We start from the raw sequence: 14,413 nt of genomic DNA, 5'->3' as shown, positions 1-14,413 counted from the left end.
CATGGGCAAACTCGACGGACGCGTAGTGATCGTCACCGGTGCGGCGCGGGGGCAGGGGGAGCAGGAGGCGCGGCTGTTCCGGGAGGAGGGTGCCGACGTGGTCGTCACCGACGTCCTCGACGACCAGGGCGAGGCCCTCGCCAAGGAGATCGGCGCGCGCTACGTCCATCTCGACGTGGGGCGCGAGGACCAGTGGTCCGCCGCCGTGGCCGCCGCCAAGGAGGCCTACGGCCGGATCGACGGGCTGGTGAACAACGCCGGCATCCTGCGCTTCAACGCCCTGGTGGACACGCCGCTGGCCGAGTTCATGCAGGTCGTGCAGGTCAACCAGGTCGGCTGCTTCCTCGGCATCCGGACCGTCGCCCCGGAGATGGCGGACGGCGGCACGATCGTGAACACCGCCTCGTACACGGGGATGACCGGCATGGCCGCCGTCGGCACGTACGCGGCGACCAAGCACGCCGTCCTCGGCCTCACCCGCGTCGCCGCACTGGAACTGGCCCCCCGCCGAATCCGTGTGAACGCCGTGTGCCCCGGCGCGGTCGACACGGCGATGTCCAACCCGGCCCGGCTCGACCCGGCCGCGGATCCCGAGGTGACCGGCAGGGCGCTGGACGGGCTGTACCGCAAGCTGGTGCCGCTCGGCCGGGTCGGGCGGCCGGAGGAGGTGGCCCGGCTGGCCCTCTTCCTGAGCTGCGACGACTCCTCCTACATCACCGGCCAGCCGTTCGTGATCGACGGCGGCTGGCTGGCCGGCGTCAGCATCATCTGATGGTTCGTCAGCTATTGACGGTCCACATCGCCGGTGCCAGAGTCGGCCGCACGACGATCTGACGATACGTCAGAAACAGAGGACGGTGAACCTCCGTGGAATTCGGGCTCTTTGTACAGGGATACGTGGGCAAGCGTGCCGAGACCGACCCGCTCGCCGAGCACAAGGCGCTGATGGAGGAGACCGAGTACGTCATCGAGGCGGACCGGTCCGGCTTCAAGTACGCCTGGGCGTCGGAGCACCACTTCCTGGAGGAGTACTCGCACCTCTCCGCCAACGACGTCTTCCTCGGCTACCTCGCGCACGCGACCGAGCGCATCCACCTCGGCTCCGGCATCTTCAACCCGCTAGCCCAGGTCAACCACCCGGTGAAGGTCGCCGAGAAGGTCGCCATGCTCGACCACCTCAGCGGCAACCGCTTCGAGTTCGGCAGCGGCCGGGGCGCAGGCTCGCACGAGATCCTCGGCTTCCTCCCCGGCATCACCGACATGAACCACACGAAGGAGATCTGGGAGGAGACGATCGCCGAGTTCCCCAAGATGTGGCTCCAGGACGAGTACGAGGGCTTCCAGGGCAAGCACTGGTCGCTGCCGCCCCGCAAGGTGCTGCCCAAGCCGTACGGGAAGTCCCACCCCGCGATGTGGTACGCGGCCGGGTCGCCGCCGTCGTACGCCATGGCCGCCCGCAAGGGGCTCGGGGTGCTCGGCTTCAGCGTGCAGAAGGTGGCCGACATGGAGTGGGTGCTGGAGCAGTACAAGACGGCGGTCGTGGACGCCGAGCCGATCGGGGACTTCGTCAACGACAACGTGATGGTGACCACCACCGCGATCTGCGCGCCCACGCACGACGAGGCGATACGCATCGCCGTGAACGGCGGGCTGCACTACCTGCCGTCGCTGGTGTTCCGGTACCACGACACCTTCCCGCGCCCCGAGGGGTTCCCCCTCTGGCCGGAGACGCTGCCCGAGTACACGGCGGAGTTCGTGGAGGTGCTCGTCGAGGAGGAACTGCTGATCTGCGGTGACCCCGACGAGGTGCTGCGCCAGTGCAAGCGGTGGGAGCAGGCGGGCGCCGACCAGCTGAGCTTCGGGTTGCCGGTGGGGGTGCCGAAGGAGGAGACCCTGCAGACGATCCGGCTGATCGGGGAGCACGTGATTCCGAAGATCGACACGGATCCCGTGCATCGGACCTCGCGGTTCCGGGCCGCCGTGTGATCCCCGTCGCCGGGTGCGGATGCGTCGTGGTTGCCCGCGCCCCCAGGCAGGTCGTCCCGGCGCAGGCCAGGAAGGGAACCCCATGCTCGATCACGTGATCAAGGGCGCGTCCGTCGTGGACGGCACCGGCGCGCCAGCGCGCACCGCGGACGTCGGCGTCCGGGACGGCCGGATCGTCACCGTCGGCCGTGTCACCGAAGCGGCCCGCCGCACCGAGGACGCCGCCGGGCTCGTTCTCGCGCCCGGGTTCGTGGACCCCCACACCCACTACGACGCCCAGCTGTTCTGGGACCCGTACGCGACGCCCTCGCTCAACCACGGGGTCACCACCGTCGCCGGCGGGAACTGCGGCTTCACCCTCGCGCCGCTCCACCCCGGCCGGCCCGAGGACGCCGACTACACGCGCCGGATGATGTCCAAGGTCGAGGGGATGTCACTGGTGGCGCTGGAGGAGGGGGCGCCCTGGAACTGGCACGGGTTCGGGGAGTACCTCGACGCCCTGGAGGGGCGGATCGCGGTCAACGCCGGGTTCATGGTGGGGCACTGCGCGCTGCGCCGGTACGTCATGGGGCCGGACGCGGTGGGCGGGCAGCCGACCGAGGAGCAGCTCGCCGCCATGGTGCGGCTGCTGCACGAGGCCATGGACGCCGGTGCCTGGGGGCTGTCCACCACCCAGTCCTCCACCCACTCCGACGGCGACGGGCAGCCGGTCGCCTCACGGCACGCCGGGCCCGCCGAGCTGCTGGCCCTCTCGCGCGCGGTCGGCGAGCGCGAGGGGACGCAGATCGAGGCCATCGTCGCGGGCTGCCTGGACCAGTTCAGCGACGCCGAGATCGACCTGCTCGTGGAGATGAGCGCGGCGGCCGGACGCCCGCTGAACTGGAACGTCCTGACGATCGACGCGTCGGTCCCGCAGCGCGTGCCCCGGCAGTTGCTGGCGAGCGAACGGGCCCGCAAGGCGGGCGGCCGGGTCGTGGCGCTGACGATGCCGATCCTCACCCCGATGAACATGTCGCTGGGCACCTTCTGCGCGCTCAACCTCATCCCGGGCTGGGGCGAGATCCTCGGCCTGCCCGTGCCGGAGCGGATCCGGCGGCTGCGGGACCCCGCCGTACGGGAGGGGATGCTGGAGCGGGCGGCGTCGAAGGAGGCGGGCGTCTTCCGGCGGCTGACCGACTTCGGCCGGTACGTCGTCGGCGACACCTACAGCGCGGAGAACGCCGGGGTGTCGGGCCGGGTCGTGCGCGACATCGCCGCCGAACGCGGCCAGGACCCGTTCGCGTGCCTGGTCGAGATCTGCGCCAACGACGATCTGCGAACGGTCCTGTGGCCCATGCCGACCGACAACGACCCCGCGTCCTGGGCGCTGCGCGCCGAGACCTGGCAGCACGAGGACGTCCTGCTCGGCGGCTCGGACGCGGGCGCGCACCTGGACCGCATGTGCGGCGCCCCGTACACGACGCGCTTCCTCGGCGACTGTCTGCGCGGGCGGAAGCTGGTGGCCCTGGAGCAGGCGGTGAAGATGCTCACCGACGATCCGGCCCGGCTCCTCGGGCTGCGTGACCGGGGCCGGATCCAGGAGGGCTGCCACGCCGACCTCGTCCTGTTCGACCCGGAGCGCGTCGACGCCGGCACGGCCACCCTGGTGCACGACCTGCCCGGCGACAGCCCCCGGCTCGACTCCCGGGCGATCGGCGTGCGGGCGGTCTGGGTCAACGGCGTCGAGGTGATCCGGGACGACGTGGTGAGCGGGGCGGTGCCGGGCCGGGTGCTGCGGTCGGGGCGGGACACCCGCACGGTGAGCACCCGGTGAGCCGGCGGCTGTTCATCGACGGGGCGTGGGTCGAGCCGGCCGGCGGCGCCTACGAGGTGATCGACCCGGCGAACGAGGAGATCGTCGGATGGGCGCCGGAGGCCTCGCCCGAGCAGGTGCGCTCGGCCTGCGCCGCCGCCCGTGAAGCCTTCGGGCCGTGGTCGCGCACCGCACCCGAGGAGCGGGCGGCGATCCTGTCCCGGGCGGCGGACGTCATCGCGGGACACCTGGAGCCGTACACGGAGCTGGCCCGGGCCGAGACCGGGGCGACCACGGTCACGGCGCGGCGCATGCAGGTCGGGGTCGCCGCCGCCCGCTTCCGCCGGTACGCGCGCGTGGAGCCGGCCGAGTGGCCGATCGTCCCGCAGATCAACGAGGCCGGGCCGATGGGGAGGGCGGGCGTGATGGGCGCGCTGGCCGTGCGCCAGCCGGTCGGGGTCGTCACCTGCGTCACCTCGTACAACAACCCGTGGGCGAACACGGCCGGGAAGGTGGCCCCCGCCCTGGCCATGGGCAACACGGTGGTGGTGAAGCCCGCCCCGCAGGACCCGCTCTCCGTGTACCGGATGGCGGAGGCGCTGGAGACGGCCGGTGTGCCGAGGGGCGTGGTCAACGTCGTGTCCGGACGGTCGGCCGGCGTCGGTGAGGCGGCCGTGGAGTCGGCCGACGTCGACATGGTGAGCTTCACCGGCTCCACGGCGGTCGGACAGCGCATCGCCGAGGTGTGCGGGCGGTCCATGAAGCGCCAGTTGATGGAGCTGGGCGGCAAGGGCGCGGCGGTCGTGTTCGACGACGCGGACCTGGCCTCGGCGGTGGCCGGCATCGGCACGACGTTCTCCTTCTACAGCGGTCAGATCTGCACGGCACCGACCCGGGTGCTGGCCCAGCGGGGGGTGTACGACCGCCTGGTCGAGCGGCTGGCGGCCTACGCGGGCCGGCTGAAGGTCGGCGACCCCCGGGAGCGGGACACGGTGGTCGGCCCGCTGATCTCGGCGGCCCACCGGGACCGGGTGGAGTCCTACGTCGAACTCGGCCGCAAGGAGGGCGCGGTGGTCGTCGCCGGAGGGGAACGGCCCGCCCTGGACACCGGCTTCCACGTCGCGCCGACCCTCCTCGCCGACTGCACCAACGACATGCGGGTGGCCCGCGAGGAGATCTTCGGCCCGGTGGTCGTCGTCGTCCCCTTCGAGGACGAGGACGAGGGCGTGGCCCTGGCCAACGACAGCGACTACGGCCTCGTCGACTACGTCTGGTCAGGGGACGTGGCCCGCGCCTTCCGGGTGGCCCGCCGTCTGCGGGCCGGCGGGGTCGGCGTCAACACCGTCGGGCGCAACATGGAGGCGCCGTTCGGCGGCTTCAAGCGCAGCGGCGTGGGCCGCGACGTCGGCTCGTACGCCCTGCACGCCTACAGCGAGGTGCAGGCGATCGTGTGGCCGGGGTGAGAGGCCCCGGGGGTCAGCTGCCCGGCAGGGTCTCGTCCAGCCAGTCGAAGACGACCTCGCAGTGCTGCTGCGGTGCCATCGGGGAGCAGTGCAACTGCGCCCCGGTGGCCGCGGTGAGCTTCACGTAGTCCTTGGGGGAGGTCAGCTTGTCGAACATCTGGCGGGCCTGTCCGGGGTAGAACTGCTCGTCCTCGTAGTCGAGCACCAGCGCGGGCATCTTGATGCGGCCCACGACGTCCGTGATGTCCAGCGCCTCGATGCGTCTGGCGGGGGTGTAGAAGTCGGTGAACGTCCTGCCCTGACGGGCGTCGAGCATCGCCTGCACGGAGAAGGGCTCGAAGCGCTTCCTCAGCGTCGCGGCGTCGGAGGCGGGCAGCTCGGGGACGACCTCCTTGTTCCAGATGTCGTTGGTCTCGGCCTTGCTCGGCCGGAGGATCTCCCGCACCTGCGCGGGGAAGCCCAGCCAGGGCGTCAGGCAGCCGGGCATCGCCACCACGGCCGCGAGCCGGCTCTCGAAGGCCGCCGCCCGGGGCGCCAGGTCGCCCGCCATGCTCAGCCCGGTCAGGGCGATGGCGTCCGCGTCCACATCGGCGCGGGCGGTCAGCCAGTCGACGAGGGGGCCGACGACCTTCTCCCAGGTCGGGGTGAAGACCACCTGGTCCACGAAGAGCAGCTGCCCCTGGCCGGGCCCGTCGTAGACGAGGGCGTTCCAGCCGCGCTCCAGGGCGGCCTGGACGCCGTAGGTCCACATGTCGACGTTCTGCCCGTCGCTGCCGTTGGTGAGGATCACCGTGCGGCGGCGCTGCGCGGACGTGTCCGGCCGGAAGAACCACACGGGCAGCGGCGTCCTGCCGTAGGGGACGTTCGCGGTGACCGGCGCCGGGTCGCACAGTCGGCAGAAGGTGTCCCAGGCCTTGCGTCCGGCCTGGTACATCCGCTCCTCGCTGCCCGGGTCGTCCGAGCCGAGGACGAAGAACAGCGCCTGCCCGTAGTACTGCGCGGCCCGCAGCGCGCGCCACCGGGTGGTCTGGTCGTCGGGCCTGCCGCCCTGGGGCGCCGCCATGAGCTGGTCGCCGAGCTTCTTGAAGGTGGCGACGAAGGACTGCGCGGACAGGCCGGCCCGGTTGATGGTGTTGACGGCGGTGAGCACCTCGCCGACCTCGGCGGATCCGTAGCCCGACCCGCCGAGCGCCAGCAGCCCGTTGAAGTTGAAGGCCGGGTCGTCGAGCAGCGTCATCACGCCGGGGGTGGGGCCGCCCGCGGTGGGGGAGGCGGTGGTGGCGCGGGCCGCGGGCGCGCTCGCACCGGTCGGGGTGCACCCGGTGGCCAGTACGGCCCCGGCTCCGCCGACCAGTCCGGCGAGCGCGGTGCGACGGGTGGGCGAGGGCGCGCAGTCTCCGGAAACGTCCTTCATACGACGTGAAAGTACGACTTTCGGTCGCCGGGTCCCGGCACGCCACGCGCCCGCCTCGCCCGAACGGCCGTCAAGGGCGGGCCCTGCCGTCGGCCAGGTCCACCCGTACGGTCAGCAGGTTCGTGCCGATGGCCCGCACCGCCGAGCTGTTCATGACCGGCAGCTCCCGCAGCCGGGCCCTCGGGTCGTCTTCGGGCAGCAGATGGGCGGTCCCCTCGTGCCACCGCCCGCCGAGCCGCACCCGCACCCGCGGATCGGCCCGGATGTTGCGGACGTACTGGGAGCGGTCGCCGAACTCGGAGACCAGCCAGAAGGAGTCGCCGACGCGACGCCCGCCGACCGGGGTGCGCCGGGGCAGGCCGGAGACACGGCCGGTGGTCTCCAGCAGGGTCTGCAGGGGGACCCGGCGCAGGACGGGGTTGAGGACGCGGCGCTGGAAGGTCGTGGCGGCGCGGAATCTGAGGTCGTCGACGCGGCTCATCGGTGGGGTGACTCCTGTGTCGTGACGGGGCGTTGCTTCAATGGTCCTCGCAACGCGGCGCGACGAGGACGGTGTGCATGCGGGTCGTGACCTGGAACCTGTGGTGGCGGTTCGGGCCCTGGGCGGATCGGCGGAAGGCGATCCTCGGCACGCTGCGCGAGCTGCGTCCCGACGTCGTGGGCCTGCAGGAGGTGTGGGAGGCCGGCGGCGAGAACCTCGCCGGGTGGCTGGCCGGCGAACTGGGCCTGCACTGGGCCTGGGCCCCCTCGCACGCCCCCGAGCGCTGGCAGCGGCGCATCGGCGATCCCACGGTCGGCATAGGCAACGCCGTCCTCAGCCGCTGGCCGGTCACCGAACAGGCCGTCCTCCCCCTCCCGGCCCCGACGGACGTCGACGACGGCCGCCTGGCCCTCTACACCCGCCTGGCCACCCCTTCGTACAGCGTGCCCTTCTTCACCACCCACCTCACCTCGCAGCTGCACGCGTCGGCCACCCGCTGCCGACAGGTCGGCGCGCTCGCCGAGTTCGTCGCCGAGCACCGGGGCGGCACCCCGTACCCGGCGGTCGTCACCGGTGACTTCAACGCCTGGCCCGACTCCGACGAGATCCGCCTCTTCGGCGGCTACCGCACCGCCCCTGCCGTCCCCCGCCAAGTCCTGCTGGACGCCTGGGAGTACGCCGACCCCGCCGCGCCCTCCCACACCTGGGACCCGGCCAACCCCTACGTGGCCGCCGGCCACACGCCCGGCGCCCGGATCGACTACGTCCACGTCGGCCCGCCCGGCCCGGACGGACTAGGCCGCGTCCGGTCCGTCCGGCGCGCGGGCGACGGCCCGGTGGACGGCGTCTGGCCCTCCGACCACCTGGCCGTCGTCGCGGACCTGGCCCTGTAGGGCCCGGCCGGGTCACCTCACGCGCCGCCCAGGAAGATCGGGTTGGTGAACGCCGCCATCGCGCCCGGCAGCGGTCCGAGCGCCGCCTCGTGGCGCAGTTCGGCGCGGACGTAGGCCGCGTAGGCGGGCGTCGTGCGCCACTCCACGACACCGGTGCCGGACACCGGCAGCGGGGCGCTGGTGTGCAGCGCGCCCTGGTCGGTGACGAAGCGGACCACGCACCGCGGGGCGCCGCTCACCTCCAGACGTACCGTCACCGGCGTCTCCCGGTCGACCCTCAGCCGCTCGCCGATGCCCGCGTGCCGGGCCCGCCCGCCGGACGCCGTGAAGGAGAGGGTGACGTGCTGCGACTCGGCGACGTAGGAGCGGCCCGCGCGGATGCCCTCCTGCACGGCCTCACGGGTCAGGTCGTCGGCGAGGACCACGGTCTGCGGGTGGCCGACGACGTCCGGGTCCCGGTGGGCGTCGCTGCTGCCCATCGCCGGGATCCAGTCCCGTCCCGCCTCCCGCCCCTCCGCGCGCGCGGACGCGACCAGCATGCTGTCCCAGTCGGCCAGCGCCATCTCGTCGTCGGGCGTCCAGGGGCCGTTCCACACCTCGATGGCGTCCGCCTCGCCGAAGCCGAACTTCCAGTTGCAGCCGATGCAGTTGGAGTGCGGGTGGGCCGGGACGACCAGACCGCCCGCCCTGCGGACCTGGCGGGCGAACCGGCCGTAGCGGTTGTCGCGGGCCCGGTAGCGCCAGTCGACGAAGGTGCCGGGGTCGGTGCCGAGCGCGACCACGTGGCCGTTGCGGGTGGTGATCTCCTCGCCCAGCATCACCAGCAGGTCCTCGCCCGCGACGTCGGCCCAGTGCGCGTGCGCGGAGTGGGTGTTGTGCTCCGAGCTGTTGACGAAGTCCAGTCCGGCCGCCCGCGCCAGGGCCCCGATCTCGGCGGGTGTGCGCCGGCCGTCGGAGTGCCAGGAGTGCAGATGGCAGTCGCCCCGGTACCAGTCCCGGCCGCGCCCCCTGGCCCGCTCCGGCGGGTAGGTCACGCCGGGCGCCTCGCCGGCCTCGCCGTACGTCAGCGTGATCGTGATCTCGTAGGTCAGCCCCTGCGGCGCCACCGTGTACGGGCCCAGCGCGATGTGCCAGGTGCCGCGCCGTACCGGGCCCGGCAGGTAGCCGGGGGTCGCCTCGTCGGCCCGGAGGAAGAACTCCGTGCGCGCCCCGCCCGACCAGCCCCGGAAGCCCTGGCCGCCGAGGTCGGTGCCGCGCTCGTCGAAGATGCCGATGTCGAGGGCGTTGCCCGGCGTGCCGGCGGGGACCGGCGGGCGGTCGTAGGTGTAGGCGACCTTGAGTTCGCGCACCCCGGAGGGGATCTCCACGGGCACGTACACGAAGTCGGGTGAACCGGGCGGGAGGGTGCCCCGCACGGTCCTCGTCTGCTGCCTGTCGGCGCCCGACGCGAAGCTCACACCCGAGAGCGTAAACGCGGCGGCGGTCCCCGTCACGAACAGCGTGCGTCGTCCGATCCCTGCGTCCTCGTCACACATGCCGACCAGGATGGGCGCCCGGCGTGAACTCCGGAACACCTCGGGGCGACACCTCGGCCCCGGTATGATCCCGACCAGTCGGTATGGACAGATGGACGTTCCCCCGGTAGAGATGGGGCATGCGCATCGCCGTCACGATCTTCCTCACGGACGAGACCATCGCCCCGACCCGGCTCGCCCGGGAGCTGGAGCAGCGGGGCTTCGCCGGGCTGTATCTGCCCGAGCACACCCACATCCCGGTCGAGCGGACCACCCCGTACCCGGCGGGCGGCGACCTGCCGCCCGAGTACGGCCGCACCCTCGACCCCTTCGTCGCCCTCGGCCAGGCCGCCGCGGTCACCGAGCGCCTCGGCCTCGGCACCGGCATCACGCTGGTCGCCCAGCACGACCCGATCGACCTGGCCAAGCAGGTCGCGACCCTCGACCACCTCTCCGGGGGCCGCTTCACGCTGGGCCTCGGCTTCGGCTGGAACGTCGAGGAGGCCGCCGACCACGGCGTCGAGTGGCGGACGCGACGCGAACTGGTCCGGGACCGGATGGCGTTGATGCGCGCCCTGTGGTCGGAGGAACCGACCGGCTACCAGGGCGAGTCCGGCAGCGTCCGGGCCAGCTTCGCCTACCCCAAGCCGGTGCAGAAGCCGCGCGGGCCGGTCGTCGGGCCGCGCACCCTCGTCGGCGGCGCCGCGGGGCCGAAGCTGTTCGCGCACATCAGCGAGTACGCCGACGGCTGGCTGCCCATCGGTGGGCGCGGCCTGTCCGAGTCGCTGCCCGTGCTGCGCGCCGCCTGGTCCGATGCCGGCCGCGACCCGTCCGCGCTCCAGGTCGTCCCGTACGCCGTCCACCCCACCCCGGGCAAGCTCGCGCACTACGCGGAACTCGGCATCGACGAGGTCGTCGGCCAACTGCCGCCGGCCGGGGAGACGGAGGTGCTGCGGGCGTTGGACGCGTACACCCCGTACGTGTAGCCGACCGGGCGGGCAGCCGGCTCAGGGACGCCGGGAACCGCGCGACCGGCCCCGACGCACCCGCACCCGGCGGCGCACCTCGCTCCCCAGGACCAACCCCCGGCCCCCCTGAGCCCGCGGAGCCCGACCGTATGCTCGAAGAATGACGACTTCCGCGACCTCCGGAACCGGACCCACCGAGAACTCCCTGCGTCGCGCCCTCAAACGCGCCCGTGACGGCGTCGCCCTCGACGTCCGTGAGGCGGCCGTACTGCTCCAGGCCCGCGGCGAGGCCCTCGACGACCTCGCCGCGTCCGCCGCCCGGGTGCGGGACGCGGGACTGGAGGCGGCCGGCCGGCCCGGCGTCATCACGTACTCGAAGAGCGTCTTCATCCCCCTCACCCGGCTGTGCCGGGACAAGTGCCACTACTGCACGTTCGTCACCGTGCCGGGCAAGCTGCGCCGCGCCGGGCACGGGATGTTCATGTCGCCCGACGAGGTCCTCGACATCGCCCGCAAGGGCGCGGCCCTCGGCTGCAAGGAAGCCCTCATCACCCTCGGCGACAAGCCCGAGGACCGCTGGCCCGAGGCCCGCGAATGGCTCGACGCGCACGGCTACGACGACACCATCGCCTACGTCCGCGCCGTCTCCATCCGCATCCTGGAGGAGACCGGCCTGCTGCCCCACCTCAACCCGGGCGTCATGAGCTGGACGGACTTCCAGCGGCTGAAGCCCGTGGCGCCGAGCATGGGCATGATGCTGGAGACGACGGCCGAGCGCCTGTGGTCGGAGCCCGGCGGCCCGCACCACGGCTCCCCGGACAAGGAACCGGCCGTCCGGCTGCGGGTGCTGGAGGACGCGGGCAGGTCCTCGGTCCCCTTCACCTCCGGCGTCCTCATCGGCATCGGCGAGACCTACGAGGAGCGCGCCGAGTCCCTCTTCGCGCTGCGCCGCGTCTCCCGGACGTACCACGGCGTCCAGGAACTGATCATCCAGAACTTCCGCGCCAAGCCGGACACCGCGATGCGCGGCATGCCGGACGCCGAACTGGACGAACTGGTCGCGACGGTGGCCGTCGCCCGGCACATCATGGGCCCCTCGGGCTGCCTCCAGGCCCCGCCCAACCTGGTCGACTCCGAGTACGAGCGGCTGATCGGCGCCGGCATCGACGACTGGGGCGGCGTCTCCCCGCTGACCATCGACCACGTGAACCCCGAACGCCCCTGGCCGCAGATCGAGGAGCTGGCCGCGAGGTCCGCCGCAGCCGGCTTCGAGCTGCGCGAACGCCTGTGCGTCTACCCGGAGTTCGTGCGTCGCGGCGAGCCCTGGCTGGACCCCCGGCTGCGTCCGCACGTGGCGGCGCTCGCCGACCCGGAGACGGGCCTCGCGCGGTCCGGGGCGCTGCCCGAGGGGCTGCCCTGGCAGGAGCCGGACGAGGCGTTCGTCTCCTTTGGCCGCACGGACCTGCACACCGCCATCGACACCGAGGGCCGCACCTCGGACCGCCGCGAGGACTTCGACGAGGTCTACGGCGACTGGGGCGCCCTGCGTGAGGCCGCCGCCCCCGGCATGGCCCCGGAGCGCATCGACACCGACGTGCGCGCGGCGCTGCGCACGGCGGCGGACGACCCGACGCGGCTGACGGACGAGGAGGCGCTGGCGCTGCTGCACGCGGACGGTCCGGCGCTGGACGCCCTGACCCGCGTCGCGGACGACGTGCGCAAGTCGGTGAACGGCGACGACGTGACGTACATCGTCACCCGCAACATCAACTTCACCAACGTCTGTTACACGGGCTGCCGCTTCTGCGCCTTCGCGCAGCGCCGCACCGACGCCGACGCGTACACGCTCTCCCTGGACCAGGTCGCGGACCGCGCCCAGCAGGCCTGGGACGTCGGCGCGGTGGAGGTCTGCATGCAGGGCGGCATCCACCCCGACCTGCCCGGCACCGCGTACTTCGACATCGCCAGGGCGGTCAAGGAACGCGTCCCCGGCATGCACGTGCACGCCTTCTCGCCGATGGAGGTCGTCAACGGCGCGGCCCGCACCGACCTTTCGATCCGGGAGTGGCTGAGCGCGGCCAAGGAGGCGGGCCTGGACTCCATCCCGGGCACGGCGGCGGAGATCCTGGACGACGAGGTCCGCTGGGTCCTCACCAAGGGCAAGCTGCCCACGGCGACCTGGATCGAGGTCGTCACGACGGCGCACGAACTGGGCATCCGCTCCTCGTCCACGATGATGTACGGCCATGTCGACCAGCCCCGCCACTGGCTGGGCCACCTGCGCACGCTGGCCGGCATCCAGCAGCGGACCGGCGGTTTCACCGAGTTCGTGACGCTGCCGTTCATCCACACCAACGCGCCCGTCTACCTGGCGGGCATCGCCCGCCCCGGCCCGTCCGTGCGGGACAACCGCGCGGTGACGGCGATGGCCCGGCTGCTCCTGCACCCGCACATCCCGAACATCCAGACAAGCTGGGTCAAACTGGGCGCGGACGGTGCGGCGGAGATGCTCCGCTCCGGCGCCAACGACCTGGGCGGCACCCTCATGGAGGAGACGATCTCCCGTATGGCGGGCTCGTCCTACGGCTCCTACAAGTCGGTGCGCGACCTGGTGGCGGTGGCCGAGGCGGCGGGCCGCCCGGCCCGCCCGCGCACCACGCTGTACGGCGAGGTCCCCGAGGAGCGGCAGCAGGCGGCGGCGGCCTCCGACGGCCACCTGCCCGAGCTGCTGCCGGTGCTGGACTGAGGGCGGGGCGTTCAGGGGCGCACAGTACGATGATCCGACCCTCGGTGTGTCGGGGGTCGGAGACTGAGGAGATGCGTGCCCGTGCCTGCCCGACGGCTTCCCTCCTGGGCCTGGGTGTCCGGCCTGACCGTGGGGGCGATCGCGGCGGTCGCCGTGCTGGCCGTGCAGGCCGGGCAGGGGCAGCGCCCCGCCGCCGCGGCCACCCGGCCCAGTCCCTCGGCGTCCGTCAGCGTCAAGCCCAAGCCGAGCAAGCCGGCCCCGCCGGCCGTGCCCGACGGCTCCGGGACGGGACGGCGGATCGTCTACGCGCTGGGGGAGCGGCGGGTGTGGCTGGTCGACGCCAGTGACAGCACCCGCCGGACGTTCACGGTGTGGCCCGGCACGGTCGACCCCGACCCGGGCGCGTACACGGTCGGGACCCGGACCGACGCCACCACCGGCTCCGACGGCGTGGAGATCGAGCACATCGTCTACTTCGCCGCCAAGTCCGGCGTCAACATCGCCTTCTCCGCCGCGGTGGACGGCTCCTCGCCCCCGCCGGCCGCGTCCGGCACCCAGACCGGCGGTATCCGCATGAAGTCGGCGGACAGCTCGGCGCTGTGGACGTTCGGGACGGCGGGGACGAAGGTCACGGTCGTCAAGTAGTCGGTTCCGCCTGGCCGGTGGGCAGGTGGTTCACCAGCAGGACGACACCGCTGACCAGGAAGATCCGGGTCGCCGCGTCCAGCCCGTTCCAGTTCTCCGACTGCCACATCGCGAACCACTCGCCGCCGATCGCGAGGAAGCCGGCGCCGAACAGCGCCATCACCATGAGCAGCCCGTACGTCGACACCCGCCGGGCCAGCGGGTGCGGGCCGCGGGCCCAGAGCCACGTGCCGGCGACGAGGACGAGCGCGGCGACCGTCTCCCACGCGATGATCGCGACGTACGCCGCGTCCTGGAGCGCGGTGTCCGTGACGGCCCGCCACATCAGGTCCTCGTCCTTGAACGTGGTGTCCATGGCGAGAACATGACGGACGAAGTCCTGGTTGGTCCCGAAGTCCGTGATGTTCCCGAAGGCGACGAGGGCGAGGTAGAGGGCCACGGATCCGGTGAGGACGGCGGCGGCTATGGGGATCGTGCGACTGCTGGTGCGCGTGGTGGTTGTGGACATGCC

At 72.8% G+C, this 14,413-nt stretch carries 12 protein-coding genes; 8 read left to right on the top strand and 4 right to left on the bottom strand.

Annotated features, from left to right (window positions below):
* Position 1: 1 nt before the first annotated feature.
* The 4 genes from ACIP2X_RS36070 to ACIP2X_RS36055 all read left to right on the top strand — a co-directional run bounded on the left by ACIP2X_RS36070 (position 2) and on the right by ACIP2X_RS36055 (position 5,241).
* Positions 2-772: an SDR family NAD(P)-dependent oxidoreductase gene (locus ACIP2X_RS36070; protein ID WP_401681961.1), complete on the top strand. Its 771-nt coding sequence runs from the start codon at positions 2-4 to the stop codon at positions 770-772.
* Positions 773-867: 95 nt separating this feature from the next.
* The gene (locus ACIP2X_RS36065; RefSeq protein WP_401681958.1) at positions 868-1,986 is read left to right on the top strand and encodes an LLM class flavin-dependent oxidoreductase; all 1,119 of its coding nucleotides are present in this window, start codon (positions 868-870) and stop codon (positions 1,984-1,986) included.
* Between the two features lie 82 nt (positions 1,987-2,068).
* A complete protein-coding gene (locus tag ACIP2X_RS36060; RefSeq protein ID WP_401681955.1) occupies positions 2,069-3,799 on the top strand; it encodes an amidohydrolase family protein in 1,731 nt (576 codons plus the stop codon).
* Positions 3,796-5,241 (top strand): aldehyde dehydrogenase family protein, encoded by a 1,446-nt coding sequence (locus ACIP2X_RS36055; protein ID WP_401681952.1) that lies wholly within the window; start codon positions 3,796-3,798, stop codon positions 5,239-5,241. The genes ACIP2X_RS36060 and ACIP2X_RS36055 overlap by 4 nt, the downstream gene beginning before the upstream one ends.
* 13 nt (positions 5,242-5,254) lie before the next feature.
* Here ACIP2X_RS36055 and ACIP2X_RS36050 read toward each other — a convergent pair whose 3' ends face one another.
* Complete coding sequence (locus tag ACIP2X_RS36050) at positions 5,255-6,655, bottom strand: alpha/beta hydrolase family protein (protein WP_401681950.1); 1,401 nt, start codon at positions 6,653-6,655, stop codon at positions 5,255-5,257.
* 70 nt (positions 6,656-6,725) lie between these two features.
* A complete protein-coding gene (locus ACIP2X_RS36045) occupies positions 6,726-7,136 on the bottom strand; it encodes a nitroreductase/quinone reductase family protein (RefSeq protein WP_401681947.1) in 411 nt (136 codons plus the stop codon).
* Between the two features lie 77 nt (positions 7,137-7,213).
* On the opposite strand from ACIP2X_RS36045, the gene ACIP2X_RS36040 reads away from it, so the two are divergent.
* Positions 7,214-8,029: an endonuclease/exonuclease/phosphatase family protein gene (locus ACIP2X_RS36040; protein WP_401681944.1), complete on the top strand. Its 816-nt coding sequence runs from the start codon at positions 7,214-7,216 to the stop codon at positions 8,027-8,029.
* Between the two features lie 17 nt (positions 8,030-8,046).
* Here the strand turns inward: ACIP2X_RS36040 and ACIP2X_RS36035 are convergent, their stop codons facing one another.
* A complete protein-coding gene (locus tag ACIP2X_RS36035) occupies positions 8,047-9,564 on the bottom strand; it encodes a CehA/McbA family metallohydrolase (RefSeq protein WP_401681941.1) in 1,518 nt (505 codons plus the stop codon).
* Between the two features lie 119 nt (positions 9,565-9,683).
* Between ACIP2X_RS36035 and ACIP2X_RS36030 the strand changes: the two genes are divergently transcribed.
* The 3 genes from ACIP2X_RS36030 to ACIP2X_RS36020 all read left to right on the top strand — a co-directional run bounded on the left by ACIP2X_RS36030 (position 9,684) and on the right by ACIP2X_RS36020 (position 13,902).
* Positions 9,684-10,529 carry an LLM class F420-dependent oxidoreductase gene (locus tag ACIP2X_RS36030; RefSeq protein ID WP_401681938.1) on the top strand — a complete coding sequence of 282 codons (846 nt, stop codon included), beginning with the start codon at positions 9,684-9,686 and terminating at the stop codon, positions 10,527-10,529.
* Positions 10,530-10,671: 142 nt separating this feature from the next.
* Entirely contained in the window at positions 10,672-13,257 is a 2,586-nt protein-coding gene (locus ACIP2X_RS36025; protein ID WP_401681935.1) for a bifunctional FO biosynthesis protein CofGH, read from the top strand.
* A 75-nt stretch (positions 13,258-13,332) separates the two neighbouring features.
* Positions 13,333-13,902: a hypothetical protein gene (locus ACIP2X_RS36020; protein WP_401681932.1), complete on the top strand. Its 570-nt coding sequence runs from the start codon at positions 13,333-13,335 to the stop codon at positions 13,900-13,902.
* Here ACIP2X_RS36020 and ACIP2X_RS36015 read toward each other — a convergent pair.
* Positions 13,895-14,410, bottom strand: a complete 516-nt coding sequence (locus ACIP2X_RS36015) for a DUF2165 domain-containing protein (RefSeq protein ID WP_401681929.1) — start codon at positions 14,408-14,410, stop codon at positions 13,895-13,897. The two genes, ACIP2X_RS36020 and ACIP2X_RS36015, sit on opposite strands and share 8 nt — an antisense overlap.
* Positions 14,411-14,413 lie beyond the last annotated feature (3 nt).

The sequence above is a fragment of the Streptomyces sp. NPDC089424 genome (genome assembly GCF_044749345.1).
GTDB lineage: Bacteria > Actinomycetota > Actinomycetes > Streptomycetales > Streptomycetaceae > Streptomyces.
This window is presented reverse-complemented; position numbering and strand designations above follow the sequence as displayed.